The 26,705-nt window shown below is 72.8% G+C and carries 21 protein-coding genes; 6 read left to right on the forward strand and 15 right to left on the reverse strand.

Going from position 1 to position 26,705, the window contains the following annotated elements; translation table 11 throughout:
* Position 1: 1 nt before the first annotated feature.
* The 4 genes from FRANEAN1_RS25165 to FRANEAN1_RS25180 all read left to right on the forward strand — a co-directional run bounded on the left by FRANEAN1_RS25165 (position 2) and on the right by FRANEAN1_RS25180 (position 4,328).
* Entirely contained in the window at positions 2-1,204 is a 1,203-nt protein-coding gene (locus tag FRANEAN1_RS25165; RefSeq protein ID WP_020462602.1) for a MoxR family ATPase, read from the forward strand.
* Positions 1,201-2,301 carry a DUF58 domain-containing protein gene (locus FRANEAN1_RS25170; RefSeq protein WP_020462603.1) on the forward strand — a complete coding sequence of 367 codons (1,101 nt, stop codon included), beginning with the start codon at positions 1,201-1,203 and terminating at the stop codon, positions 2,299-2,301. Before FRANEAN1_RS25165 ends, FRANEAN1_RS25170 begins: the two co-directional genes overlap by 4 nt.
* Positions 2,298-3,257: a VWA domain-containing protein gene (locus FRANEAN1_RS25175; protein ID WP_020462604.1), complete on the forward strand. Its 960-nt coding sequence runs from the start codon at positions 2,298-2,300 to the stop codon at positions 3,255-3,257. Before FRANEAN1_RS25170 ends, FRANEAN1_RS25175 begins: the two co-directional genes overlap by 4 nt.
* A 90-nt stretch (positions 3,258-3,347) precedes the next feature.
* Positions 3,348-4,328, forward strand: coding sequence for a phytoene/squalene synthase family protein (locus FRANEAN1_RS25180; RefSeq protein ID WP_020462605.1), 981 nt, complete (start codon positions 3,348-3,350; stop codon positions 4,326-4,328).
* A gap of 45 nt (positions 4,329-4,373) precedes the next feature.
* Here the strand turns inward: FRANEAN1_RS25180 and serS are convergent, their stop codons facing one another.
* On the reverse strand, positions 4,374-5,636 hold the full coding sequence (serS, locus tag FRANEAN1_RS25185) for a serine--tRNA ligase (RefSeq protein ID WP_020462606.1): 1,263 nt from the start codon (positions 5,634-5,636) through the stop codon (positions 4,374-4,376).
* Between the two features lie 391 nt (positions 5,637-6,027).
* Here serS and FRANEAN1_RS25190 point away from each other — a divergent pair, with 391 nt between their 5' ends.
* Positions 6,028-6,888 (forward strand): peptidylprolyl isomerase, encoded by an 861-nt coding sequence (locus FRANEAN1_RS25190; protein WP_020462607.1) that lies wholly within the window; start codon positions 6,028-6,030, stop codon positions 6,886-6,888.
* Positions 6,889-7,036: 148 nt separating this feature from the next.
* Here the strand turns inward: FRANEAN1_RS25190 and FRANEAN1_RS25195 are convergent, their stop codons facing one another.
* The gene (locus tag FRANEAN1_RS25195; RefSeq protein ID WP_049796014.1) at positions 7,037-8,830 is read right to left on the reverse strand and encodes a DEAD/DEAH box helicase; all 1,794 of its coding nucleotides are present in this window, start codon (positions 8,828-8,830) and stop codon (positions 7,037-7,039) included.
* A gap of 215 nt (positions 8,831-9,045) precedes the next feature.
* On the opposite strand from FRANEAN1_RS25195, the gene FRANEAN1_RS25200 reads away from it, so the two are divergent.
* Entirely contained in the window at positions 9,046-10,512 is a 1,467-nt protein-coding gene (locus FRANEAN1_RS25200) for a helix-turn-helix transcriptional regulator (RefSeq protein WP_020462609.1), read from the forward strand.
* Positions 10,513-10,608: 96 nt separating this feature from the next.
* Here the strand turns inward: FRANEAN1_RS25200 and cutA are convergent, their stop codons facing one another.
* The 13 genes from cutA to pdxS all read right to left on the reverse strand — a co-directional run bounded on the left by cutA (position 10,609) and on the right by pdxS (position 26,422).
* Complete coding sequence (gene cutA / locus FRANEAN1_RS25205) at positions 10,609-10,938, reverse strand: divalent-cation tolerance protein CutA (protein ID WP_020462610.1); 330 nt, start codon at positions 10,936-10,938, stop codon at positions 10,609-10,611.
* A 194-nt stretch (positions 10,939-11,132) separates the two neighbouring features.
* Positions 11,133-13,916 (reverse strand): RelA/SpoT family protein, encoded by a 2,784-nt coding sequence (locus tag FRANEAN1_RS25210; protein ID WP_020462611.1) that lies wholly within the window; start codon positions 13,914-13,916, stop codon positions 11,133-11,135.
* Between the two features lie 17 nt (positions 13,917-13,933).
* Positions 13,934-16,573: a bifunctional (p)ppGpp synthetase/guanosine-3',5'-bis(diphosphate) 3'-pyrophosphohydrolase gene (locus FRANEAN1_RS25215; RefSeq protein ID WP_020462612.1), complete on the reverse strand. Its 2,640-nt coding sequence runs from the start codon at positions 16,571-16,573 to the stop codon at positions 13,934-13,936.
* A gap of 202 nt (positions 16,574-16,775) precedes the next feature.
* Positions 16,776-17,330 (reverse strand): adenine phosphoribosyltransferase, encoded by a 555-nt coding sequence (locus FRANEAN1_RS25220; RefSeq protein ID WP_020462613.1) that lies wholly within the window; start codon positions 17,328-17,330, stop codon positions 16,776-16,778.
* A 125-nt stretch (positions 17,331-17,455) separates the two neighbouring features.
* On the reverse strand, positions 17,456-18,709 hold the full coding sequence (gene secF / locus FRANEAN1_RS25225; RefSeq protein ID WP_020462614.1) for a protein translocase subunit SecF: 1,254 nt from the start codon (positions 18,707-18,709) through the stop codon (positions 17,456-17,458).
* Between the two features lies 1 nt (position 18,710).
* A complete protein-coding gene (gene secD / locus FRANEAN1_RS25230; RefSeq protein WP_041254791.1) occupies positions 18,711-20,747 on the reverse strand; it encodes a protein translocase subunit SecD in 2,037 nt (678 codons plus the stop codon).
* Positions 20,748-20,983: 236 nt separating this feature from the next.
* Complete coding sequence (gene yajC / locus FRANEAN1_RS25235; RefSeq protein WP_020462616.1) at positions 20,984-21,523, reverse strand: preprotein translocase subunit YajC; 540 nt, start codon at positions 21,521-21,523, stop codon at positions 20,984-20,986.
* A 112-nt stretch (positions 21,524-21,635) separates the two neighbouring features.
* Complete coding sequence (ruvB, locus tag FRANEAN1_RS25240) at positions 21,636-22,697, reverse strand: Holliday junction branch migration DNA helicase RuvB (protein WP_020462617.1); 1,062 nt, start codon at positions 22,695-22,697, stop codon at positions 21,636-21,638.
* A 31-nt stretch (positions 22,698-22,728) separates the two neighbouring features.
* Positions 22,729-23,448 (reverse strand): Holliday junction branch migration protein RuvA, encoded by a 720-nt coding sequence (gene ruvA / locus FRANEAN1_RS25245; RefSeq protein WP_020462618.1) that lies wholly within the window; start codon positions 23,446-23,448, stop codon positions 22,729-22,731.
* On the reverse strand, positions 23,445-23,981 hold the full coding sequence (ruvC, locus tag FRANEAN1_RS25250) for a crossover junction endodeoxyribonuclease RuvC (protein ID WP_020462619.1): 537 nt from the start codon (positions 23,979-23,981) through the stop codon (positions 23,445-23,447). Before ruvC ends, ruvA begins: the two co-directional genes overlap by 4 nt.
* 115 nt (positions 23,982-24,096) lie before the next feature.
* Positions 24,097-24,852, reverse strand: coding sequence for a YebC/PmpR family DNA-binding transcriptional regulator (locus FRANEAN1_RS25255; protein ID WP_020462620.1), 756 nt, complete (start codon positions 24,850-24,852; stop codon positions 24,097-24,099).
* On the reverse strand, positions 24,849-25,460 hold the full coding sequence (pdxT, locus tag FRANEAN1_RS25260; RefSeq protein WP_020462621.1) for a pyridoxal 5'-phosphate synthase glutaminase subunit PdxT: 612 nt from the start codon (positions 25,458-25,460) through the stop codon (positions 24,849-24,851). Before pdxT ends, FRANEAN1_RS25255 begins: the two co-directional genes overlap by 4 nt.
* Complete coding sequence (pdxS, locus tag FRANEAN1_RS25265; protein WP_020462622.1) at positions 25,457-26,422, reverse strand: pyridoxal 5'-phosphate synthase lyase subunit PdxS; 966 nt, start codon at positions 26,420-26,422, stop codon at positions 25,457-25,459. Before pdxS ends, pdxT begins: the two co-directional genes overlap by 4 nt.
* Positions 26,423-26,705: the final 283 nt, after the last annotated feature.

Consider the following 26,705-nt stretch of genomic DNA (forward strand, 5'->3'; position numbering starts at 1 on the left):
CATGAACGAGTGGACGACCGATCCCGGCGTGGCGGCACCCGGCGCGGAGGTCCGGGCGCCCGCCGGCGCGGGTTCGGCGGCCAGCCGTCCGGCCGAGCCCTCCGCGATCGAGGCGGCCGACGACGCGGCCCTGCTCGAGCGGGCGTTGTTCGAGGTCAAGAAGGTCATCGTCGGCCAGGATCACATGGTCGAGCGCATGCTCGTCGCGCTGCTGGCCCGGGGGCACTGCCTGTTGGAGGGCGTGCCCGGCGTCGCCAAGACGCTGGCCGTGCAGACGCTGGCGACGGTCGTCGGCGGCTCCTTCGTGCGGATCCAGTTCACCAGCGACCTCGTCCCCTCGGACATCATCGGAACGAGGATCTTCCGCAGCAGCCGGGAGACATTCGACATCGAACTCGGTCCGGTCTTCGCGAACTTCGTTCTCGCGGACGAGATCAACCGCGCGCCCGCGAAGGTGCAGTCGGCGCTGCTCGAGGTGATGTCGGAACGGCAGGTATCCCTCGGCGGGGTCACTCACCCGCTGCCGCGGCCCTTCCTTGTGCTGGCGACGCAGAACCCGATCGAGTCGGAGGGCGTCTACCCGCTACCCGAGGCGCAGCGCGACCGCTTCCTGATGAAGGTCAACGTTCCGTACCCGACCGCGGCCGAGGAGCTGGAGATCGTCCGGCGGATGGGTGTGCGGCCGCCCACCGCCGAGGGCGTCCTCGAGCCGGAGTCCCTCATCAGGCTGCAGAACCGCGCGGACGACGTGTTCGTCCACCACGCGATCACCGAGTACGCCGTCCGCCTGGTGCTCGCGACCCGCTCCCCCGCCGACGTCGGCCTCCCCGAGCTGGCCGGGCACCTCGCGTACGGAGCGTCCCCCCGGGCCTCGCTCGGCCTCATCGCCGCGGCCCGGGCGCTCGCCCTGCTGCGCGGCCGGGATTACGTGGTCCCCGACGACGTGTCCGCGGTCGCGCTCGACGTCCTGCCGCACCGCCTGGTCCTCTCCTACGAGGCGCTGGCCGAGGGGCTCACCGCCGAGGAGATCGCCGGCCGCGTCCTCGACGCGCTGCCGCACCCCCAGGTCGCGCCCCGCCAGCAGGCCGGCGCCGACCACGGGCGCAACGGGCGCATCCCCCCACCGGTCACGCACTCCGGGCGCTGGCGCACCGACCCACGCACCGGCTTCCCCGAGTACTTCGATGGCGGGTCGTCCCGGTGACGGCTCCCCGCGCGGATCCGGCCGCGCCCCAGCCCGCGGCGACGTCGCCGTCGGTCGAGCGGACGCTGCGCAGCCTCGAACTCACCGTGACCCGCCGGCTGGACGGCATGCTGCTCGGCGATCATCTCGGCCTGCTGCCCGGCCAGGGCACCGAGAAGGCCGAGAGCCGGGAGTACAACGTCGGCGACGACGTCCGCCGGATGGACTGGGCGGTCACCGCGCGGACGACCGTCCCGCACGTGCACGACCTGATCGCCGACCGGGAGCTGGAGACGTGGGCGCTGGTCGACCTGACGGCCAGCCAGGAGTTCGGCACCGCCTCGGTCCGCAAGCGCGATCTGGCGATCGCCGCGGTGGCGGCGATCGGCTTCCTCACCGCCCGCACGGGCAACCGGATGGGAGCCGTGGCCCTCACCCCGGCCGGGCCACGGGTCATCCCCGCCCGGCCCGGCCGCCAGGGCCTGCGAACGCTGCTGCGGACCCTGCTGACGGTCCCCGAGGGGGCGCACGACCGGCCGCTGCGCCGGCCCGACCCGGCGGCCGCCACCGATCTCGCCGCCGCAATCGCCGCCCTGGACCGCCCGCGCCGGCGCCGTGGCCTCGCGGTGGTCGTCAGCGACTTCCTCTCCACCGACCTCGGCTGGGAACGGCCGATGCGCGTCCTCGCGGCGCGCCACCAGCTCCTCGCGGTCGAGGTCCTCGACCCGGCCGAGCTGACGCTGCCCGCCGTGGGCCTGCTTCCGGTCGTGGACGCGGAGACCGGCGAGCTGGTGGAGGTTCCGACGTCCTCACGGCGACTGCGTGAGCGCTACCGCCTGGCCGCGGCCGAGCACCGCTCCCAGGTCGCCCTCGCGCTGCGCCGGGCGGGCGCCGGGCACCTGGTGCTGCGCACCGACTCCGACTGGCTGATCGACATCGTCCGCTTCGTCTCGGCGAGCCGGACGAGCCGCGGCGCGGCACGACGCCCACCCGTGGACTCGACCCGGCTACCGGGCCACCCGCGATCGCTCCCGCCGGCCACCGGCCGGGGTCGACCCGGGACAGCAGCTGTGGTCGGGGCAGGCGGCCGTCGAGGCAGGCGGGCGGCGGCGCCGTGAGCTTCCTGGCCGGTCACTGGTTGTGGCTCTTCCTCGCCGTCGGCGCGCTGACGGCGGCTTACGTCGTGGTGTCGCTGCGCCGCCGGGTCTACGCCGCGCGGCTGTCGTCGACCGCCCTGCTCTCCAGCGTCCTGCCGCGCCGCCCGCAGTGGTGGCGCCGCCACGTCCCGGCGGCGCTGCTGCTGCTCACCCTGGCCGGCCTGGTCATCTCGATGGCCCGCCCCGCCCGGGCCGAACGGGTGCCACGCGAACGAGCGACGATCATCCTGGCCATCGACGTGTCGAACTCGATGGCCGCCACCGACATCACACCGACCCGGCTCGAGGCGGCCAAGCAGGGCGCCCAGGCCTTCGTCGACCAGCTCCCGCCGCGGATCAACCTCGGGCTGGTGTCGTTCGCGGGCTCTGCGGCCGTCCTCGTCCCCGCCTCGACCGACCGGGAGTCGGTGCGCTCGGGAATCCGCGGGCTGCAACTCGGCCCGGCGACCGCCGTCGGTGAGGGCATCTACGCCTCCCTGCAGGCGATCGCCACCGCCGGGCAGCGGCTCTCCGACGAGGGGCAGCCACCACCGCCCGCCGCGATCGTCCTGCTCTCGGACGGTGAGACCACACGAGGGCGCCCGAACACGCAGGCGGCGACGGCCGCGCGCGACGCCGAGATCCCCGTCGACACCATCGCCTACGGCACCTCGGACGGCACCCTCGACGTCGGCGGCCAGCAGATCCCCGTACCGGTCAACGAGGAAGCCCTACGTGAGCTGGCCGACCAGACAGGCGGCTCGTACCACCGGGCGACCTCCGGTGACGAGCTGCAGTCCGTCTACCGGGGCCTGGGCAGCTCCATCGGTTACCGCACGGAGTACCGGGAGATCACGACCTGGTTCGTCGGCCTCTCCCTCGGGCTCGGGCTGGCCGCCGCCGCGCTCTCACTCGCGCTGTCCTCCCGGCTGCCCTGATCCGCCGGCAACGCTGATCCGCCGGGTGCCCTGATCCGCCGCCTGCCCTGATCTGCCGGTTGTGCTGATCCGCCGGCTACGCTGGCTGTCGTGAGCGGCCTGCGCAGCGAGCTGGATGCGGCCGGCATCACCGATCCGCGCCTGCGGAGCTCCTACCGCGCCGCCCGCGAGCTGAACGCCGTCCACGGGCGCACCTACTACCTGGCGACCCTCCTGCTGCCACGGTGGAAGCGCCCGCACGTCCACGCCCTGTACGGCTTCGCGCGGTACGCCGACGAGATCGTGGACGACCTCGACTCGACGCTGACCGACGAGGCGAAGGCACAGTGGCTGCGACAGTGGGGCAACCGCTTCCTCACCGCACTCGCCACCGGCTCGGACGAGGCCGGGGCCGGGGCCGACAGGAGCGGGGCAGGCTCCGTCGGTGCCGGGGATGCCGGGGTGCTGCCAGCCGTCCTGCACACGATTCGGCGTTTCGACCTGCCGGTCGCGTACTTCGAGGCCTTCCTGACCTCGATGGCGATGGACCTGACCGTCACCGGCTACGCCACCTGGGACGACCTCATGGTCTATGTCCACGGCTCGGCGGTGGTGATCGGCCTGCAGATGCTGCCCATCCTCGAGCCCGTCGACGCCTCGGCGGAACCGTACGCCCGCGACCTCGGCGCCGCCTTCCAACTCGCGAACTTCCTCCGCGACGTCGGGGAGGACCTGCGCCGCGGCCGCGTCTACCTTCCGCAGGCGTCCCTGGACCTGTTCGGAGTCACCAGGGAGCGCCTCGCCACCGGGGTGGTCGACGGCCCCGTCCGCCGGCTGCTGACCCACGAGATCGCCCGTGCGCGGGAGCTGTTCCGCTCGGCCCGACCGGGCATCCGGCTGCTGCACCCGACGTCCCGCGACTGTGTCTGGACCGCGTTCCACCTCTACGGCGACATCCTGGACGAGATCGAACGCGCCGACTACCAGATCCTCGACCGACGGGTATCCGTCGGCCTGGGCCGCCGCCTCACCGTCGCGACCCCGGCCCTGATCCGCGCCACCCGCTCCCGCCGCCATCCCTCGACGAACTAAGCCGCCCCACCAGCCCCCACATCACGGCTCAGAGCGGGTCGTGACTCAGAGCAGGTCGCGGCCGCCGAGGTAGGGGCGCAGCACCTCGGGCACCCTGACCTGGTGGTCGGCGGTCTGGAAGTTCTCCAGGATCGCGGCCAGCAGGCGCGGCGTGGCCACCGCGGTGTTGTTGAGGGTGTGCGCGAAACGTACGTTGCCGTCCGCGTCGCGGTAGCGCAGGTTCGCCCGGCGGGCCTGCCAGTCGTGCAGCGTCGAGCAGCTGTGGGTCTCCCGGAACAGGTCGAGGGTGGGGAACCACGTGTTGATGTCGTTCATCCGGAACTTGCCCAGGCCCATGTCCCCGGTCGAGCACTCGACGACCTCGTAGTGCAGACCCAGGTCGGCCAGGATGTGCTCGGCCGTAGCCAGCAGCTCCGCGTGCCAACGGGCTGACTCCGCCGGGTCGTTCACGCACAGGACGAACTGCTCGACCTTCTCGAACTGGTGTACCCGCAGTAGCCCGCGGACGTCCCGGCTGGCGCTGCCGATCTCTCGCCGGAAGCACGGCGAGATGCCGGCGTAGCGGATCGGCAGACGCCTGGCGTCGAGGATCTCCCCGGCATGCAGGCCGACCAGGGCCACCTCCGCCGTCCCGGCGAGGAACGCGTCGTCGGCGGGGATCTCGTAGATCTCCTCGCGGGCCTTCGGGAGCATGCCCGTGCCGACGAGCGGGCCCTCCTTGACCAGCGCGGGGACCGACACCGGGGTGAAGTCCCGCTCGCGCAGCAGGTCGAGGGCGTAGGAGTGGACCGCCCGCTCGAGCATGACCATGTCGCCGACCAGGGCGTACGCCCGCTCACCGGCGACCCTGCGGGCCCGGGCGAACTCGGCCCAGCCGCGCTTCTCGGCGAGCTCGGTGTGGTCGATCGGGGTGAAGTCGAACTCCGGGCGGGTGCCCACGGTGCGGACCACCACGTTCGCGGACTCGTCCGGGCCGACCGGGGCGCCCTCCCAGGGGATGCCCGGGGTGAGCAGCATCAGCTCGGACATCCGCGTGCTCGTCCGGGTGAGCTGCTCGCGCAGGTCACGGAGCTGCCGGTCGAACTCGGCGTGCTCGGCACGCAGCTCGGCGCGGCGCGCCTCGTCAGCCTTGGCGAACTGCTTGGCGAAGGACTTGCGCCGGGCCTGGGCCTCGTCGACCTCGAACTGCAGCTTGCGGTTCTCCTGGTCGAGCTGGAGCAGTTCGTCGACGTCGAGGTCGACGCCCTTGAGGCGGACAGCCTCCTTCACGGCGTCGGGATTTTCCCGGATGAAGCGCTTGTCGAGCATGAATTCGTGTCAGCCTTCGTATCGGTTCCCTGTGCGCAGACGCTATCAGTCGCCTCCCCGGACCCCCTGCCGTAAGGGCCCGCCGGCGCCCGGCTCGGCACACCGGTTTCCGCTGCATTCCCCCCGCGTACCCTGTGTGACGGCGGTGCGCCCGGTCACGCCCTCGGGTTCCGTGTCGCACCGACGCCCCGGACGGACTACGCGTTCTGGACGGACCAGGAGCGGCTCACAGGTCGCGCACAGGTCCGGATGCGCACACTCGTGGCGGACCGGTGCCGGCACGCTGACGAGGATTGCCGGCCGGGGCCGATCACCTGATGGACGGATGACTTGGTGACGACCTGATGACCATCCGGTAGTCACGCCGACGAGGAGCGGGAGGCCGGCGAGGGTGTCGAGCACGAAGGAACGGCGGCAGCGCGAGATAGCCGCCGCGCGGGCGGCGCGCCAGGCGCAGCGCCGCCGCCAGGCGTACCAGCGACGGCAACGCCGCCTGACGATCGTCGCGGCGGTGGCCGTGGTGGCCATCGTCGGCTCGGTGATCGCCGCGGTCCTGCTCAGCGGCGGCGGGGACAACGACAATCTCAGCGCGACCGATCCCGCGGCCAACCCGTCGGCGTCGGCGGCACCGGCGGTGCCGGCCGGGCAGACGAGCAAGGTCGGCGACTGCGTCTACACCTCGAGCGGCGAGTCGCCGTCCCGCCCGGTGGGGCTCCCGACGGCCGCCGCCACGGTGAGCAAGGCCCCCGCCACCATGGTCATCACCACCGACCAGGGCACGATGACGGCCGCGCTCGACGCGGACAAGGCTCCCTGCACGGTGAACGCGCTGCGCACGCTCGCCGAGGCGGGCTTCTACAACGACACCGCCTGCCACCGGCAGACGGGTGGCGCCGACGCCGGCATCAACGTGCTGCAGTGCGGGGACCCGACCGGCAGCGGGACGGGCGGCCCAGGCTTCGGCTACGCCAACGAGAACACCGAGGGCGTGAACTACAACCGGGGTGTCCTGGCCATGGCGCACAGCAGCCAGCCGGACAGCAACGGCAGCCAGTTCTTCATCAACTACGCCGACCCGAGCCAGCAGGGCGCCGCGGCGCTCGCCGGCGGCTACACCGTCTTCGGCCACATCACCGAGGGCCTCGACGTCCTGGACAAGCTGACGTCCCCGGGTGTCGAGGGCGGCGGGTCGGACGGCGCGCCGGCCAGCAAGCCGCAGATCAAGTCGATCGAGATCACCCAGGGGCCCTGACCTCGTCCGCCCCATCGCCCCGCCGTCCCGTCCCGGACTGACCGCCCGGGACGGGGCGGCGGACAACCTGGACGGACGAGGACCGGCGCGCTGGACGAGGCCGACGGGGGTCCGCCGGGCTGGGTCTGACCGGGGTCGGCGGGGCGGCTCAGCCGGCCCAGCGGCGCATCGTGTCGATCCGGGCCTGGAGCTGGGCCGTGCTGGCCTGGGCGCTCGGCGGGCCGCCGCAGGAGCGGCGCAGCTCGGCGTGGATCATCCCGTGCGGCTTTCCGGTGCGATGGTAGTGCGCGGCGACAAGCTTGTTCAGCTCGCGCCGCAGGTCACCGATCTGCTCGTGGACGGGCCGGTCGCCCGGGTCGGTGCCCGCCTCCCCCTGCCGGGCGGCCGGCACCACGGGTTCGCCGGCCGCGGACTGCGCCTTCGCCGCGGCGGCCTGCTGCGCCGCCTGGCGCTGGCGCAGCAGGGTCGCGACCTGGTCGGGCTCGAGCAGGCCCGGCAGACCCAGGAAGTCCTCCTCCTCGAGGGAGCCGGAGGCGGCCGGCGTGCCGAACTCGCCGCCGTCGAAGATCACCCGGTCGAGTTGGGCGGAGGAGCCGAGCGCGGTGAACAGGGTGTCGGGCTTGTCGGGGGTGTCACGGCGGCGGTTGGCCTCGCGCAGCGCGTCGTCGTCGAACGCGTCGGGCTCGCGCTGCGGCTTGTCGAGCGCGTGGTCGCGCTGGACCTCCATCTCGCCGGCCAGCGCCAGCAGCGACGGGACGCTGGGCAGGAACACCGACGCCGTCTCCGAGCGTCCGCGGCCACGGACGAACCGGCCGACGGCCTGGGCGAAGTACAGCGGCGTCGAGGCCGAGGTGGCGTACACGCCGACCGCCAGGCGGGGGACGTCCACGCCCTCACTGACCATGCGGACGGCGACCATCCACCGGTCCGTCGACTCACGGAACGTGGCGATCTTCGTGCTGGCGGTCGGGTCGTCGGAGAGGACGATCACGGGAGACGCGCCGGTGATCCGCCGCAGCAGGCCGGCGTAGGCGCGGGCGTTGGTGTGGTCGGTCGCGATGACCAGGCCTCCGGCATCCGGCATCCCGCCCCGGCGCACCTGGGAGAGCCGGGTGTCGGCGGCGGCCAGGACCGCGGGCATCCAGTCTCCGCGGGGGTCGAGGGCCGTGCGCCACGCTGCCGCGGTCTGCTCGCTGTTCAGCGGCTCACCGAGCCGGGCGCTGAGCTCCGCGCCGGCGCTGGTGCGCCAGGACATCTCACCCGAGTAGGCGAGGAAGAGCACGGGACGGACCACACCGTCACGCAGCGCCTCGGCGTAACCGTAGGAGGAGTCCGCGACGCTGCGCGTCACGCCCTCGGCGTCGGGCAGGTAGGTCACGAACGGGATCGGGTTGACGTCGGACCGGAACGGGGTTCCGGTGAGTGCGAGCCGGCGGGCGGCCGGCTCGAACGCCTCCCGGACCGCCTCGCCCCAGGACAGGGCGTCGCCCGCGTGGTGGATCTCGTCGAGGATCACCAGCGTGCGGCGCGCGGCCGTGCGCATGCGGTGCAGGGCGGGGTGCGCGGCGACCTGGGCGTAGGTGACCGCGACCCCGGTGTAGTCCGACGCGGTGGCGCCGGCCGAGTTGCGGAAGGTCGGGTCCAGGTCGACCCCGACCGCGGAGGCGGCGTTGGCCCACTGCCGCTTGAGGTGCTCGGTCGGGGCGACCACGGTCACCGAACGCACCTCGCCCGCGGCCAACAGGTCGGCGGCGATCTCCAGCGCGAACGTCGTCTTGCCGGCGCCCGGGGTCGCGACGGCCAGGAAGTCGCGGCCGCCGGACGCGCTGCGCGACCGGTAGGTCTCCAGGGCTGCGCGTTGCCATGCCCGCAGGGGCCGGGCCTCGCCGCGCGCGCGGGGGCCTCGTCCGCTGGGGCCTTGCCCGCTGGAGCTCTGAGGCAGGGGTCCGACTCTCACGACATCAGACTCTATGGTGGTGCGCCAGCCGGACGACGACGCCGCGCACCGCGGCGCCACCCGGCCACTCCCTGTGGGCAGCTCAACCGGTGCCATGATTTGTCGCTTTCTTGTCACCGAAGGACCACACAGGGGGTATCACCGTCTTTGCTAACTCAGGGTTAAGCTCCTGAAGTCAACCGCTTGACTCGGAGGTCCCGATGCAGCGCTCGACAGGACCGTCGGCTGGTCGTGCCACGCCGAGGACTGCGCAGGCGAACGACCACAGGCCGGCATCGGCCGGGATCACCCGCACTCCGAACGTGCGGTTGCGTACCTGCCGGGAGGAACGCGGCTGGTCGCAGGAACGACTGGCCAGTGAGATCCGGCGTTTTTCCGTCATACACGAGGGCCGCGAGGCCGGCGTGACGGGAAATATGATCTGCAAATGGGAGAAGGGCGATAAAAAGCCCAGCCTTCGTTACCAGCGGCTCCTGCGGGCCCTGTTCGAGCGGTCGTCGGCGGAGCTCGGCTTCGTGGACGACGACCCCAACACAGGGCTTCCGGCGCACGCGTCCGGCGCGGACAATGCCTCCCGGGAGATCGTGCCGGCCGGCACGCTGCTCCTGCAGGCCGCCGAGGCCGACGCCGGCCTGCACAACGCTCTCCCGGTGGAGCGGCGTGGGTTCCTGCGGCTGTTCGCGGCGGCCGGCGGTGTCGCGGTCGTCCCGCTGGGCATGGGTGGCGACGACGCGCCCTGGGAGCGGCTGTCCGCCGCGCTGCGCCGGCGCACCACGGTCACCCCCGAGCTCGCGGACGAGCTGAGCCGCTGCACCGCGGGCCTGTACGGCCTCGAGGAGCGGGTTCCGGCCCGGGCCCTGTTCTCCCGGGTCACCGGGCATCTGGGGACGCTCACGCAGCTCCTGGAGTCCAGCGGCCGCTCGCCGGTCCGCCGGGACCTCGCCTCCACGGCCGGCGAGACCGCCGCCCTGGCCGGTTGGCTCGCCTTCGACATGAACGACGTCCCCTCGGCCCTGGCCTACTACCGGGTCGCCATCGAGGCGGCGCGGGAGGCCGACGACAGCGCGCTGTGGGCCTGCGTGCTGGGCTACGAGAGCTATCACAGCGCGGGCATCGGCCGTCACGACCAGGCCTGCGCGCTGCTGGCCGAGGCGCAGCGCCGTGCCGCGACGGGCAGCACCGTCATGACGAAGGCCTGGCTGGCCGGGCGGGAGGCCGAGGAGCAGGCGGCCCGCGGTGAGGGGCGGGCCGCGCTGGCCGCCCTCGACCGCGCCCAGGACGCGTTCGACCGCGCCGACGACGGCGACCGGGTCTGGACGCAGTTCTTCGACCGCGGCCGTCTGGACGGCATCAAGGTCACGACCTACACCCGGCTGCGGCGCCCGGCCGCGGCCCACGCGGCGGCGACCGAGGCACTGCGCGCCACCACCCCGCACAGCGGCACCAAGAAGCGGTCCCTGCTGCTCGGTGACATCGCCGAGGTCCACATCCAGCGCCGGGAGATCGAGGCCGCCACCCAGTACGCGACCGAGTCGCTCGCCATCGTCGCGGCGACTGACTTCTCCCTCGGGCTGACCAGGGTCCGCCGCGTCCGGGAGCATCTGCGGCCCTGGCAGCAGACGCAGGCCGTCCGCGACCTCGACGAGCAGCTCCGCGCGCTCACCTGAGCGCCCCCGCGGCCGGCGCCCACCGGAGGCGGACTGCCGGGCACATCCCGGCAACCGGGCGGCCCGGGTGTCGGGATGACCCAGCGCCGGGATGTCTCAGTTGTGGACCGTCGGTTCGGTCTCCGCCGAGATCCAGTCGAGATAGTCCGTATGCCCATGCACGATCGGAGTCGCAATGATCTCCGGCGTCTCGTAGGGATGCGCGGCAGAGAGCTCCGTGATCAGCTCGGTCACCCGGTCGGTAGTTGTTTTGGCGAGACACAGCCATTCCTCGGACTGTTCGATCTCGCCGTTCCAGCGATAAGTGCTCCGAATCGGCCCGACCACCTGGAAACAGGCGGCGAGGCGCCGCTCGACGAGAGCCCTGCCGATACGATCCGCGGCGTCCGGTGAGTCGATGCTCGTGATGACCTGAAGGTATCCCACGCGTACTCCCACCCATCACCGATGGCTACACGGGATACTCTACATCGCATCTCCCGCGCCACCGTCGATTTTCCGCGACGGCGGCGACAGGCACATTCGACGCGATCTCCACCGCTGCCCGGAATGCGGGGAAACGCGACTTCCGGGGTCATAGCGACACGGAGAGCATAAATCTCCCGGGTGGCCGCGCGACGTCATACCGTTGTTTGACATGCCCGGTAACAGTCGTACACCCCGCCTACCCCGCGCACGGCCGCCAGCACGCGGTCGAGCTGGTCCGGGCCGGTGACCTCGATGGTGAAGCGAGCGCGCGCCACCCTGTCCTCGGATGTCGACGTGGACGCCGCCCGCACCGAGGCGGAGGTGTCCGAGAGGACCTCGGTGATATCCGCCAGCAATCCGTAGCGGTCGAACGCCTCCACGGCGATTTCGGCGGGGAAGGTCTGACTCTCCGGAGCGGTCCACCCCTTGACGGTCACCTGCTCGCGCGAGGACGCCGAAGCGGCGACGTTCGCGCATTCCTGCCGGTGAAGAGAGACCGAGCTGCTGTGCGTGGTGAAGCCGACGACCGTGTCGCCCGGGAGCGGAAGACAACATCGCGCGAGCCGCACCGGCACATCCGCGCCGTCGATCTCGGCGAAGCCCGCCCAGTTCTGCGTTCCCCGGCGTGCGGAACCGTCACCCCCCGCGGACGAGGCGGATTCCCGACCCTGGGAACTCCCCGCGCCGGGCCCGTCCGGGCCACCCGGGCGATCACCACGCTGTGCCGCGGCGGAACGCCGCGTGCGCCGCGCGCCCCGGGACAGCGCGCTGTCCTCCCCTGAGCCCCTGGAGCCACCGGAACTGGCTCCGCCCACCGCACCGGCGGAGCCGGCGAAACGGGCGTCTCGGCCCTGACCAGACCCTCCCGGGCCGGCGACACCGTCCGAAGAGGCGCTGTCACCCGAAGTGGCGCTGTCACCCGATCTCACGGATTCCTGCGGGCCGGCCGTGCCATTCAATGCGGCCGCGCCGTTCAATCCGGCGGAACCGTTCAATCCGGCGGGTTCGCCCGAGATAATCGAACCGCCCAGGGAATTCGCACCGCCGGTACGTGGAGAACCGGCGCGCATTGTCGAACCACCGGAATGGGCGCGCGGCGAGCCCGCGGCCCCGTCAGCGCCGCCCCGGGGACCATTCGGGTCGGCCGCGTCCGCCACCCGGGCGGGCTGCGCGGACGGGCGCAGCCGGGTGACCCGCCCGCCGCCCCCCGCGCCCGCTCCCCGGGCTGTCCACGGCGCGCCCGCGGCGCGGGCGTCGGAGGCCGCACGCTCGGTCACCACCAGCGACCGGTCCGCGGCCGCCTGGGTGGCCCGGGCCTGCGCGTCGCGTCGCTGCCGGGCCAGCCGCTTACGGATCCGGACCCGGGCGCGGGACGTCCGCACGAACTCGAGCCAGTCCTCGCTCGGGCCGGCGCCGGGCAGGTTCGAGGTGAGGATCTCGACGACGTCGCCGTTGCGCAGCCGAGTGTGCAGCGGCACGAGCCGGCCGTTCACCCGGGCTCCGATGGCCCGGTGGCCGACGTCGGTGTGGACCGCGTAGGCCACGTCGACCGGCGACGAGCGCGCCGGCAGGGCGATCATCTTGCCCTTGGGGGTGAAGGTGAGCACCTCGTCGGAGTTCAGGTCGGACGACAGCGACTCCAGGAACTCCCCCGGGTCAACGGTGTCGACCTGCCAGTCGAGCAGGCTGTGCAGCCAGGAGAGCCCTTCGAGGCGGGCGCCGTCCGCGCCGGGGCCGACGGGCTTCGCGACGATCCCGGTCTCGGCCAGGCGGTGCATGGACGGGGTCCGGATCTGGATGTCGATCGTGCGCCCGGTCTCGTCCATCACGCTGGTGTGCAGGCTCTGGTACATGTTGAACTTGGGGGTCGCCACGAAGTCGCGCAGCCGCCCGGGCACCGGTCGCCAGATCCCGTGGATGACACCCAGCGAGGCGTAGCAGTCCGTGATGTCGTCGACGAGCACGAGCACCCGGACGATGTCGTTGTAGTCGCGCGGTGGGCGGCCGCGTTCCTGGCCGCGCTTGTAGATCGAGAAGATGTGGCTGGTCCGGATGGACACCGCGCCGTCCACCCGGGCCTCGGCGAGGCCGGCGCGCATCCGCGTGACCATCGCGGCGAGCACACCGCTCGCCCGTTCGGCGGTGGTGAAGTCGTCGACGACGGTGGAGATCCGGTGGTGCTCCTCGGGGTCGAGCACCGCGAACGCGCGGTCCTCGAGCTCCCGTTTGATCACGCTCACCCCGAGGCGGTGCGCCAACGGAGCGAGGACCTCGAGCGTGACCCGGGAGATCTTCTGCTGCTTGGCAGGTGACATGAAGCCGAGGGTCCGCATGTTGTGCAGCCGGTCGGCGATCTTGATGACCAGGACGCGGTAGTCGCGGGCGAGCGCGACGATCAGCTTGCGCAGCGTCTCGGCCTCGGCGGCCTCACCGAAACGCATCTTGTCGAGCTTGGTGACACCGTCGACGAGGTTGGCGACCTCCCCGCCGAACTCTGCGGCGACCGACTCGAGGGTGTAGCCGGTGTCCTCGACCGTGTCGTGCAGCAGCGCGGCGATCAGGGTCGTCGTGTCGACACCGAGCTCGGCGAGCACCTCGGCGACGGCCAGCGGATGGCTGATGTACGGGTCGCCGCTGCGCCGGGTCTGGCCGGCGTGCAGGCCGTCCGCCACCGAGTAGGCGCGGATCACCGCGCTGATGTCGGCCTTGGGATGGAAGTCCCGGTGCGCCTCGACGAGATCGCGCAGCTCGGGGGGCACCTGCGGGGTGCGCGGCGCGGCCATCCGGCGGGCCAGGTGCGCCAGGCGCATGCTGGCCTGGCGGGCCGCGGCGATCGTCCGGGAGTCCGCGTCACCGTCCGCCCTGGACAGTGCGGGCAGTGCGGGCGAGAAGCCGCCGCCCGCCGGCAGACCCGCTCCCGCGGCCTCAGCATTCACGGCGTGCCCCCTCGCAGTCAGCTCTGTGCGTCCGAGGTGACTCGGAAACAGTCGTACACACCGTCGGTGGATCTGACGGCGTCGAGGATGTGACCGAGATGCTTGGCGTCGCCCATCTCGAAGGTGAACCGGCTGACCGCCACCTGCTCGCGCGTCGTGGTGACCGACGCGGAGAGGATGTTGACGTGGTGGTCGGACAGCACCCTGGTCACATCGGAGAGCAGTCGGGTCCGGTCCAGCGCCTCCACCTGGATCACTACCAGGAAGACCGAGCCCGATGACGGCGCCCACTCCACCTCGACCGTCCGGTCGTGCGGGCCGCCCCGCAGGCCGGCGAGGTTGACGCAGTCGGCGCGGTGCACCGACACGCCCTTGCCCCGGGTGACGAAGCCGGCGATGGCGTCGCCGGGCATCGGCGTGCAGCAGCGGGCCAGCTTGGCCCACACGTCCGGGGAACCGGTGACGAGCACGCCGGCGTCACCGGTGGCCCGGCGCAGGGCCCGGATCGGCAGCTCGATCTCGGCCGCGTCCTCCTCGGCGCCCTCGGGACCGCCGAGCCCCTGTAGCAGCCGGTTCACCACCGCCTGCGCGCTGATGTTCTTCTCTCCGACCGCCGCGTACAGCGCCGCGACGTCGGCGTAGCGCATGTCCTTCGCCAGGGTCAGCAGCGCGTCGCCGGTCATCAGGCGGGCCAGCGGGAGGCCGTGGCGGCGCATCGCCCGGCCGATCGCGTCCCGGCCGGCGACGATCGCGTCCTCGCGGCGCTCCCGGGCGTGCCACTGGCGGATCTTCGTCCGGGCGCGGGACGAGTGGACGAAGGTCAGCCAGTCCTCGCTCGGGCCGGCCGAGTGGGCCCGCGAGGTGAAGACCTCGACCGTGTCGCCGTTCTCCAGCGCGGTGTCGAGCGCCGCGAGCCGGCCGTTGACCCGGGCGCCGACGCACTGGTGGCCGATGTCGGTGTGTACGGCGTAGGCGAAGTCGATCGGCGTCGACCCGACCGGCAGCGGGATGACGTCGCCCTTCGGCGTGAAGACGAAGACCTCGTCGTCGGCCATGTCGAAGCGCAGGCTGTCGAGGAACTCCCCCGGGTCGGCCGTCTCGCGCTGCCAGTCCAGGATCTGGCGCAGCCAGTTGCGCAGGTTCGGGTCGGTGCCCCCGGCGCCGCTGTTCGCGGCAGCCCGCCGCGACGCCGACGAGCCCGACGAGCGGGAACCGCCGGACCGGGAGCCCGCGCCGGAGCCGTCCTCCTTGTACTTCCAGTGCGCCGCGATGCCGTACTCGGCGCGGTTGTGCATCGAGTGTGTGCGGATCTGCAGCTCGACCGGCTTGCCCTCGGGCCCGATGACCGTCGTGTGCAGCGACTGGTACATGTTGTACTTGGGCATCGCGATGTAGTCCTTGAACCGGCCCGGGATCGGCTTCCAGTTCGCGTGGACGGTGCCCAGCGCCGCGTAGCAGTCCCGCACCGAGTCGACCAGCACCCGGATGCCGACGAGGTCGTAGATGTCCTCGAAGGACCGGCCGCGGACGACCATCTTCTGGTAGATCGAGTAGTAGTGCTTCGGCCGGCCGGTCACCACGGCCTTGATCCGCGCCTCGGCCAGCTGCGTCTGCACCTGCGTGGACGTCTCGGTGAGGTAGACGTCGCGGCTGGGTGCCCGGTCGGCCACAAGGCGGACGATCTCGTCGTAGCGCTTGGGGAACAGCGCCGCGAAGGCCAGGTCCTCCAGCTCCCACTTGAGGGAGTTCATCCCGAGGCGGTGGGCCAGCGGCGCGTAGATCTCCAGCGTCTCGCGCGCCTTGCGCTCCTGCTTGTGTTCGGGCAGGAAGCGCAGCGTCCGCATGTTGTGCAGGCGGTCAGCGAGCTTGACCACCAGGGCCCGCGGGTCGCGCGCCATGGCGACGACCATCCGGCGGATGGTCTCGGTCTGCGCGGCCTCGCCGACCTTGACCCGGTTGAGCTTGCTGACGGCGTCGACGATCTGCAGCACCTGCGGGCCGAACTCGGCCTCGATCGTCTCCGGCGGGAGGTCGGTCTCCTCCAGGGTGTCGTGCAGCAGCGCGGCGCACAGCGTCGGGATGTCCATGCCGAGATCGGCCAGGATGCTGGCGACCGCGATCGGATGGGTGATGTACGGGTGCCCGGAGAAACGGACCTGCCCGGCGTGGGCCGCGTCGGCCACCTCGAACGCCCGCTGCACCGGCCCGATGTCCATCCGCGGGTGGTTCGCGACCAGCCCCCGCAGCACCGGATCCAGCGACGAGGGCGGCGTGGCGCGGTGCGCCCCCAGCCGGGAGAAGCGGCGGACCCGGCGAGGCAGCGGAGGCGACTCGTGCCCCAGCCGCGGCACCACCGGCGAGCCGCTCTCGGCGTCCTCTCCGGGGGCGTCCGGGACGGGCGAGGACGCCGACCCGCCCTCGGCGCCGTCACGGCCGCCGTGCGCGGCGGACGACGGCCCGGTGCGCGGGAGCTGGCCGCCCGCGAGCGGCGTGCGGTCGGCGGTGGACGGCGTGCGGTCGGCTGCGAGCGGCGCACGGTCCGCGGTGGACGGCGTGCGGTCGGTCGCGGACAGGGCAGCCTGGACCGGCCGCGTATCCCCGGCGGATGACGCGGCCGTCGGCACGGATCCGGTGGTCACCGGCGGCGCCTCAGGCACAGGCCGCTCCTGCTTAGCACTTCAGCCGTGGCACGGATGTGCGAAGGGCTCCTGACGTCGAGGTTAACGCTGCGGCGGCGCCGGGCCTTCCGCAACCCCGCCCGGCCAGGGGCGCGCCGGAGGCCGGCGGGCAGGCCGGTCGCGTCAATGCCGAGCGCCGGTCACGAACCGTGACCGGACACGGGCGACGCACCGGACACGGTCAGATCTTCATGATCGAGGTGACGTCGAGCGTGCCGGTCCGGTCGCGCCCGGAGAGGAAGGTCAGCTCCATCAGCACCGCCAGCCCCACCACGTCGGCGCCGCACCCGCGCAGCAGGGTGTGCGCGGCCGCCGCGGTGCCGCCGGTAGCGAGCACGTCGTCGACGATCAGGACCCGCTCACCCGTCGGGACGGCGTCCTCATGGATCTCCAGGACGGCCGTCCCGTACTCCAGCGCGTACGCCTCGCTGCGGGTCCGGCCGGGCAGCTTGCCCTGCTTGCGGATCGGGACGATGCCGGCGCCGACCCGGTCGGCGACCGGGGCGGCCAGCAGGAAGCCACGCGCCTCGATGCCGGCGATCGTGGTGGCGCCCAGCCCGCGGGCGAGGTCCGCCAGCGCACCGACGACCACTCCGAAGGCGGCCGGAGTCGAGAGCAGCGGGGTGATGTCCTTGAAGACGACTCCCGGCTTGGGGAAGTCCATGACGTCGCGCACGTGGGCGCCCAGCACGGCCTCGGCCGCGCTCAGGTCCGGCTGGCTGTCGACGCTTGTCATCGTGGTGACCTCTCCGATCTTCGTTGTCGCCGCCCCGCGGGCGGCGGTTCGCGCCGATGTCGTGCCGGTCGTGGTTCTGTCGATCGTGGTTCTGCCTCTGTTACTCCGTCGCGGCGGGTGCGCCCCTAGCGTCGCTTCTTGCCGCTCGGGCGGCCGCGCTGGGACGGTTTGCGGTTCGGGGCGCGGCGCTGGGCCGATGGCATGCCACCACGCCCGGCCGCGCCGCTGGCGGCCCCGGCCGGAGCCGCGCGCATCCCGGTGGCGATGCCGACAGTGTCCGCCGGGTCCCGGCCGTCGTCGCGCCGGTCTGAGTCCGGGTCGGCCAGTGGGACGGCTGTCTCCGGATCCACGCCGCGGCGCGCCGCCGGCCGGCCGCCACCCCCGGGCTCGGTCGTCTTGGCCGCGCGGGCGGCGCTCGCCCGCGCCCGCAGCACCCGGGCGTCGAGTGCCTTCACCGCCGGCTCACCGCGCTTGAGGTCGACCAGCAGCGGGGTGGCGAAGAACAGCGAGGAGTAGGTGCCCGAGGCGATGCCGACGAACTGGGCGAGGGCGAGGTCCTTGAGCGTGCCGGCGCCCAGCAGGCCGGCGCCGACGAACAGCAGCGAGGCCACCGGGATGAGCGCGATCAGGGACGTGTTCAGCGAGCGGACCAGTGTCTCGTTGAGCGCGTCGTTGGTCGCCTCGGCGTAGGTGCGCCGCGAGGACGTCGCCATCCCCGCCGTGTTCTCGCGGACCCGGTCGAAGACGACCACCGTGTCATACAGCGAGAAGCCGAGGATGGTCAGGACGGCGATGACCGTGGACGGGGTGACCTCGAAGCCGACGAGCGAGTAGACACCCATCGTGACGATGAGGTCATGGATGAGCGCGGCCATCGCCGCAGCCGCCATCTTCCACTCGAACCGGATCGACAGATAGATCATCACCAGGACGAGGAACACGATCAGGCCCTGGATCGCCTTGCTCGTGATCGTCGATCCCCAGGACGACCCGACGGTCGAGACGGCGATGTTCTCGTCCGGGTTGGTGACCTTGAAGCGCGTCGCGAAGTCCTTCTGCAGCGCCTCGGTCTGCTGGTCGGTCAGCGTGGGCGTCTGCACCCGGAACTGGCGGGACGTCTCGAGCTGCTGGACGACGCTGTCGGACGCGTCGATCCCGTTCTTGCTCAGAAGGCTGTCGACCTGCTCGACCGTCCCGCCGTTCGACGGGAACTGGAAGACGGCGCCGCCGGAGAACTCGATACCGAGGGAGAATCCCCGGAAGATCATGCTGAGGGCACAGATCGTGATCAGCACGCCGGACACGATGTACCAGACACGGCGACGGCCGACGAAGTCGACGCTGAACTCGCTGCGGTAGAGCCGACCTATCAACGACATGTCAGTGCTCCCGCCTCTGCCCGGCCGTGCGCCGGCCCGCCACCCGCGGCCCCGTGCCCGGCTTCTCGAGCCGGGGTCCTGGATCCGGCGGGTCAAGGTCACCGGCGGCCCGTGGGCCGCCGTCCTCGGCGCCGGGAGCGCTCGCGTCCGCGCGCCGGGTCAGTCGCGGCCGGTCCGCCGCGGCGGCACCGCCGGTCGACAGCACCATCAGGCCGGAGAAACGGCTGGTACTGAACAACGGCCGCCGGACCAGCGCGGTGACCAGCGGACGGGTGAAGATGAACATGATCAGGACGTCGATGAGCGTCGACAGACCGAGGGTGAAGGCGAAGCCCCGGACCGACCCGACCGACAGGACGTAGAGCACCGCCGCGGCAAGGAAGGACACGGTGTCCGCGGACAGCATGGTGCGCCGGGCCGCCGGCCAGGCCCGTTCGACGGAGGTCCGCACGCTGCGGCCGGCCCGGACCTCGTCCTTGATCCGTTCGAAGTAGACGACGAACGAGTCGGCTGTCACACCGATCGACACGATCAGTCCGGCGATGCCGGCGAGCGTCAGGGTGAACCCGATCGCGTCGCCGAGCAGGACGACCGAGGCGTAGATGAGCGCCGCACTGACCCCCAGCGAGGCGATCACGACGATGCCCAGCGCTCGGTAGTACAGGAACGAGTAGATGATCACCAGGCCGAGCCCGATGGCGCCGGCCAGCAGCCCGCCGTGCAGTGACTCGCGGCCCAGGGTCGGGGAGACCGACTCGGCCTGCGAGCGCTCGAAGGCCAGCGGCAGCGCGCCGAAGCGCAGGACGTTCGCGAGGTCCTCGGCGTCGGACTGGGAGAAGCTCCCCGAGATCTGCGCCGAGCCGGCGATCCGCTCGTTCGTCTGCGGCGCCGACTGGACGATGCCGTCGAGCACGATCGCGACCTGCTTGCCGATCGTCTTCTCGGTCAGGTTCGTGAACTTGGTCTGGCCGGAGCCGGTGAAGTCGACGTTGACGACCCACTGGCCGGTGGTGACGCTCGTGCTTCCGCCACCGCTGCTGAGCAGGCCCGCCGAGGCGGTGGACACGTCGGTACCGACGAGGGCCGCGGGCTGGAGCAGGTACTTGGTCGTCCCGTTGCGGTCGCAGGCGGCGATCCAGTCCTCGGGGCGGTCCAGGCTCACCGAGGTGCTCCGCACGCCGGTGGCCGAGCAGGTGAGGTTGGCGAACTTGTCCGCGACGTCGGCGGGCGGCGTCGGCGCGTTCGGGTCTACCGCCGCGTTCGGGTCGACCGCCGCGTTCGGATCGGTCACGGCCGGACTGGTCGCGGCCGGGTCGGTCGCGGCCGGCTGTGTGGCGGCGGGCGCACTGGCCGTGGGAGCGGTGGCCGGCGCGGGCGAGGCGGACTGGTTGGTCGCGGCCGCGAGCTCGATGCGGGGCCCGGAGCTCCCGGACCCGCTCGTGAAGCTGGCGGGCTGGGCCACCAGGCCGGGCTGCTCGCCGATGCCCGGGGCGGGCCCGAGCGCGGCGGGCCGCTGCGAGGCGGGCGCGGTGGCTGTCGGCGCCGGCGCGATGTCGGCCGGAGCGGGTGTGGCGCCCGGCGCCGGCGTCGCACCTGGCGTCGGCGTCGTGCCCGGGGCGGGTGTCGCGGCCGGCGCGGGAGCCGACTGCGCGACGTCGGCCTGGTAGACCTCGCGGAAGCGCAACTCAGCGGTCTGGCCCACCAGGTCGACGACGTCGTTGCGGCCGCGGCCCGGCACGGAGATCTCGATGGTGTCACCCGCGCGGCGGACCTCGGCCTCGGCCACGCCGAGGCCGTCCACCCGCTCACGGATGATGTCCACGGCCTTGTTGAGAGCCCCGTTGTCGACCGATCCGCCGGTGATCGAACGCGGGGTGAGGATGACGCTTGTCCCGCCCTGGAGGTCCAGGCCGAGCTTGGGCGTCCAGATCCCGGTGACGGCCATCAGGCCGTAGAGGACGGCGAGCAGAGCACCGAGTACTCCGAGCCGGGCGCCGACGGAGACGCCTCCGGAGGCTCGTGCCGAGCGACGTGCCAACGCCAAGTCCCTTCCTCACACACCGTCACCGATCCCGGCGGCGCTCAACGATTCCGAACGAGTGTCACCGAGGGTACGTTCCGACGGCCCGGCTGTGACACCACCGGCTGCCGACAGGCGCGTGACGGTCAGCGACGGCAGGCACCACGGCCGCACCACAGACCCCTAGCGGCCGCCCGCGCGCCCCCTGAACCGGGCGCAAGGGGCGCGAAACGCCCTACAGCCACGGCGCCGCCCTACAGTTCCTTGCGCGGCGGCCGCGCGGCGTCGTCCGTGCTCTCGGCACCGCGGCCGGCCCCGCTACCGGTCGCTCCGCCGGCACCGGTGCCGGAGTCGCCACCGGGGGACTTCCCGGTCGCGTCCGGGCCGGGTCCGTCCGTGTCCGGGTGACCGTCGGTGTCCGGGTGACCGTCGGTGTCCGGATGGCCGTCGGTGTCCTCGTCCGCCTCGGCGTCCGTGTCGCCGTCCTGGCCGGGCGTGCTGATCACCCGGGCGATCGCGCTGCGGCCGAACCGGCAGACAACGTCCGGCGCGATCTCCAGCAGGACGTCGGCGCCGTCCATCTCAACGACGGTCGCGTAGAGGCCGGCGGTGGTCAGGACCAGCGTGCCGGGGACGATCTGGGAAAGCTGCTGCTGCTGCGCACGCGCACGGCGGCGCTGGGTCGAGAAGAAGTAGACGATCAGAAGGACGATCAGTATTGGAAAGATCAGCCCGCTGATGGAGCTGCCGCCACTGTTGTCCGCCGCACTCGTCACGGCCGCGAATACCTGCACGTCCCGCCCTCCTGGGTGTCGCGGCTGATCGTACGTATCCGCGCCACACCCACAGCGGGCAGGCCGGTGGTGTGTTCCCCGAAGGCACCGGCCGACCCACCCGGATGGCGGTTCAGGACGCCGGCAGGTCCTCCCCGAACAGGGCCGCCGGTGCCTGTGACCTGCCGAGTTGGTCCGACTGAGGCTCGAGGCCCAGGTGGGTGAACGCGGCCGGGGTCGCCACCCTCCCCCGGGCCGTGCGGATCAGCAGGCCGGCCCGGAGCAGGAACGGTTCCGAGACGTCCTCGACCGTGTCGGCCTCCTCGCCCACCGCCACGGCAAGGGTGCTCAGCCCCACCGGCCCGCCGCCGAACCGGCGGACCAGCGCGTCGAGCACCGCCCGGTCGAGCCGGTCCAGGCCGAGAGCGTCCACGTCGTAGATCCGCAGGGCGGCGCGGGCCACCTCGCGGGAGACCACACCGTCGGCACGAACCTCCGCGTAGTCGCGGACCCGGCGCAGCAGCCGGTTCGCGATCCGCGGGGTGCCCCTGGAGCGGCCCGCCACCTCGGCCGCGCCGCCCTCGGTCAGCTGGACACCGAGCAGCCGGGCCGAGCGCGTCAGCACCAGCGCAAGTTCGGCGGCGTCGTAGAAGTCCATGTGGGCGGTGAAGCCGAACCTGTCCCGCAGCGGGCCGGTCAGCAGGCCGGAGCGGGTCGTGGCGCCGACCAGCGTGAACGGCGCCAGGTCGAGCGGGATCGCCGTCGCGCCCGGGCCCTTGCCGAGGACCACGTCGACGCGGAAGTCCTCCATCGCCGCGTACAGCAGCTCCTCGGCGGGACGGGCGATGCGGTGGATCTCGTCGAGGAAGAGCACCTCGCCGGGCGTGAGCGCGGTCAGGATCGCCACCAGGTCACCGGCCCGCTCGATCGCCGGGCCGCTGGTCATCCGCAGCGGCACGCCGAGCTCCTCGGCAATGATCATCGCCAGGCTCGTCTTACCCAGCCCGGGTGGACCGGACAGGAGCACGTGGTCAGGCGGGCGGCCGCGGCCGCGCGCCCCCTCGAGCATGATCGAAAGCTGCTCCCGCACCTTGCGCTGGCCGACGAACTCGTCCAGGTTCTTCGGGCGCAGGCCGGCCTCGAACGCCTGCTCCTCGGGGGCCGCCGCCGCCGAGACCAGGCCCTCGCCGCTCACGGCGACATCCGGGGCGTCGTCATCCGGGGCGTCATCGCGGCCGCAGCACGGCGAGGCTCGCCCGCAGCAGCGCCGCGGGGTCGACCGGACCGGCGGGGTCCGCGCCGCCCGCCGCGCCGTCACCCGCCGCGCCGTCACCGTCGCCACCCGCCGCGCCGCCGGTCACGGCCGCGCCGTCGCCGGGGCCGTGCAGCGCCGTCCGAGCCGCGACCACCGCGTCCAGCGCCTCCTTCGCGGAGTAACCGAGGCCGACCAGCGCGTCCCGGACCTGCTCGCCCGCGGCGCCGAGACGCGGATCCGCGGCGGCCGGCGGCGGCGCCGCGGCGCGCTGCGGCGGGACCGGGGAGGACGGCGGGCCGAGCCTGTCCCGCAGGTCGAGCACGATGCGCTGGGCGCTCTTGCGGCCGATGCCCGGCACCTTGGTGAGCGTGGCCAGGTCCTCCTCCGCGACAGCCCGGCGGATGACGTCCGGACTGTGCACGCCGAGGACGGCCTGGGCGAGCCTGGGCCCCACCCCGGCCGCGCCCTGCAGGATCTCGAAGACGTCTCGCTCGTCGGCGTCGCGGAACCCGTACAGCGTCAGCTCGGTCTCCCGGACGACGAGGGTCGTCGCCAACCGCGCGCGCTCGCCGACCCGCAGCCGGGCCAGCGTCGACGGCGTACACCACACCAGGACGCCGACGCCACCGACGTCGACGACCGCCGAGCCGGGCGAGAGCACCTCCACCGTGCCGCTGACCGACGCGATCATCGCCGGCCACCCGGCACGCCCGGGCTCCGCGCGGGGGTCGCGGCGCGCATCCGGGCCAGTGCCGGCCCGCGCCACAGGTGGCACAGGGCCAGGGCGAGCGCGTCGGCGGCATCCGCCGGGCGCGGCGCCTCCGGAAGATCCAGCAGCTTCGTCACCATGAACCCCACCTGGGCCTTGTCCGCGCGCCCGCTGCCGGTGACGGCGGCCTTGACCTCGCTCGGCGTGTACAGACCGATCGGCAGCCCGCGCCGGGCCGCGGCGACGATGGCCACCGCGCCGGCCTGCGCGGTGCCCATCACCGTGCGCACGTTGGCCTGGCTGAAAACCTTCTCGACCGCGACCGCGTCCGGGCGGACCCGGTCCAGCCACTCGTCCACGCCCTCGGAGACGGCCCGCAGCCGGTCGGCCACCTCGTCCGAGGCGGGCGTGCGCACCACGCCGACCTCGACCAGGCTGGCCCGGCGGCCGGGGCCGCCGTCGACCACCCCGAGGCCGCAGCGGGTCAGCCCCGGGTCGACTCCGAGAACACGCACCGAGCCCTCCCGACCACACTCACGAACATCCGTTCGATCCTAGTGGCCGGGGCAACACCGACATCCACGACACGCCGAACAGGCGGCCGCCCGGCAGTACCCGGACGGCGCGGGCTCAGCTGGAGACGAGCTCCATCACGTCGTCGGAGATGTCCGCGTTGAACCAGACGTTCTGGACGTCGTCGAGATCCTCGAGCGCCTCGACCAGCTTGAGGACCTTCCGGGCCGGCTCCGCGTCGAGCGGGACGCTCACCGAGGGCAGCCAGGAGATGTCCGCCGAGGCGACCGTCAGGTCGGCCTCCGCCGCCGCCACCCGCACGGCGTGCAGGTCGGTGGCCTCGGAGACGACCTCGAACGCCTCCCCGACGTCGTTGACCTCCTCCGCCCCGGCGTCCAGCACGGCCAGGAGGATGTCGTCCTCGGTGAGGGTGGGCGTCTTGTCGATCAGGACGACGCCCTTGCGGTTGAACAGGTACGACACCGAGCCCGGGTCGGCGGGGGTGCCGCCGTTGCGGGTGATCGCGACCCGGACGTCGGAGGCGGCCCGGTTGCGGTTGTCGGTGAGGCACTCGACGAGCACGGCGACCCCGTTCGGCCCGTAGGCCTCGTAGGTGACCGACTCGTAGCTCACCCCGCCGGCGAGCTCGCCGGAGCCACGCTTGATCGCCCGTTCGATGTTGTCGTTCGGCACCGACTGGGACTTCGCCTTGGCGATCGCGTCCGCCAGTGTCGGGTTGCCGGCCGGGTCGCCGCCGCCCGTCTTGGCCGCGACTTCGACGGTCTTGACCAGCTTGGCGAACAGCTTGCCCCGGCGGGCGTCGACGACCGCCTTCTTGTGCTTGGTGGTCGCCCACTTGGAGTGACCGCTCATGACCTGCCCCTCTTGAGCCCGAGCTCGGATCGGACGATCTCCACGAACAGCCGGTGCACCCGGATGTCCCCCGTCAGTTCAGGATGGAACGACGTGGCCAGCAGCGGCCCCTGCCGGACCGCGACCGGCCGGTCGGCGACCCGGGCCAGTACCTCGACGCCGTCCCCCGCCTTTTCTACCCACGGTGCCCGGATGAAGACGGCGTGCACCGCCGGCCCGTCGACGCCGTCCACCACCAGGTCGGTCTCGAACGACTCCACCTGGCGGCCGAAGGCGTTGCGCCGGACGACCACGTCGAGCCCACCGATGAGCGGCTGGCCCGGGCGGCCGTCGATCACATCCTGCGCGAGCAGGATCATGCCCGCGCACGAGCCGAACACCGGCAGACCACCGGCCACGGCGGCCCGCAGCGGTTCGAGCAGGTCGAACACGCGCAGCAACCGCCCGATCGTAGTGGACTCGCCACCGGGCAGGACCAGGCCGTCCAGCTCGGCGAGCTCACCGGCCCGGCGCACCTCACCGGCGTCGGCTCCGGCCTCGCGCAGGGCGCGGACGTGCTCGCGCACATCGCCCTGCAGCGCCAGGACGCCGATCCGTGGGGCGCTCACCAGCCGCGGGCGGCGAAGCGCGCCTCGGGCGGGAGCTCGCCGACGTTGATGCCGACCATGGCCTCACCGAGGCCGCGCGACACCTTCGCCAGCACGCCGGGGTCGTTGTACATGGTCGTGGCCTCGACGATCGCCCGGGCGCGCCGCGCCGGGTCGCCGGACTTGAAGATGCCGGAGCCGACGAACACGCCGTCCGCGCCGAGCTGCATCATCAGCGCCGCGTCGGCCGGGGTGGCGATGCCGCCCGCGGTGAACAGCACGACCGGCAGCCGACCCAGCCGCGCGACCTCGGTGACGAGCTCCACCGGCGCACGCAGCTCCTTGGCCGCGGCGTAGAGCTCCTCGGACGGCAGCCCCGACAGCCGCGCGATCTCCGACCGGATCGTACGCATGTGCACCACGGCGTTGGAGACCTCGCCGGTACCCGCCTCGCCCTTCGAGCGGATCATCGCGGCACCCTCGGAGATCCGCCGCAGCGCCTCGCCCAGGTTCGTCGCTCCGCAGACGAAGGGAACCGTGAAGCCCCACTTGTCGATGTGGTGGTTCGGGTCCGCCGGGGTGAGGACCTCGGACTCGTCGACGTAGTCCACACCCAGCGCCTGGATGATCTGCGCCTCGACGAAGTGCCCGATGCGGGCCTTGGCCATGACCGGGATCGAGACCGCCTCGATGATCCCGGAGATCATGTCGGGGTCGCTCATCCGCGCCACGCCGCCCTGCGCCCGGATGTCCGCGGGCACCCGCTCCAGCGCCATGACCGCGACGGCGCCCGCCTCCTCGGCGATGCGGGCCTGTTCGGGGGTGACGACGTCCATGATGACGCCGCCCTTGAGCATCTCCGCCATGCCGCGCTTGACCCGGGCGGTGCCGGCGTGCCGCTCCGCGCCGTCCGCCGGCGCGACGGGGCCGGATGGCGAAGCGCCCGGGGCGGGGGCGGGGGCGGTCAGGCCGTCGGACATCATGTGGCGTCTCTTTCGGGTAGTTCGGACAGGTTCTTCGGACGGGATCTTCGGACGGGATCTTCGGACGGGATCCGCGGTGGTGCGGACCCGCCGGCGGTACCCCGTCGTCCAGTGGTGCTGAGCCGTCCGGTGGTGCCGACCCGTCCGGTGGTGGCGGCCCGACGGTGGCGTCCGCCGCCGGTTCGGGCGCCGCCGGAGCTCCGGCGGCACCGCGCCGGCGCACCGACGGCGGCGGCCCGGTGCGGGGAGCCCCGGCCGGAGGCCGGGAGACCGGTGACCGGCC

It is taken from the genome of Parafrankia sp. EAN1pec (assembly GCF_000018005.1).
In the GTDB taxonomy this organism is placed as follows: domain Bacteria; phylum Actinomycetota; class Actinomycetes; order Frankiales; family Frankiaceae; genus Parafrankia; species Parafrankia soli.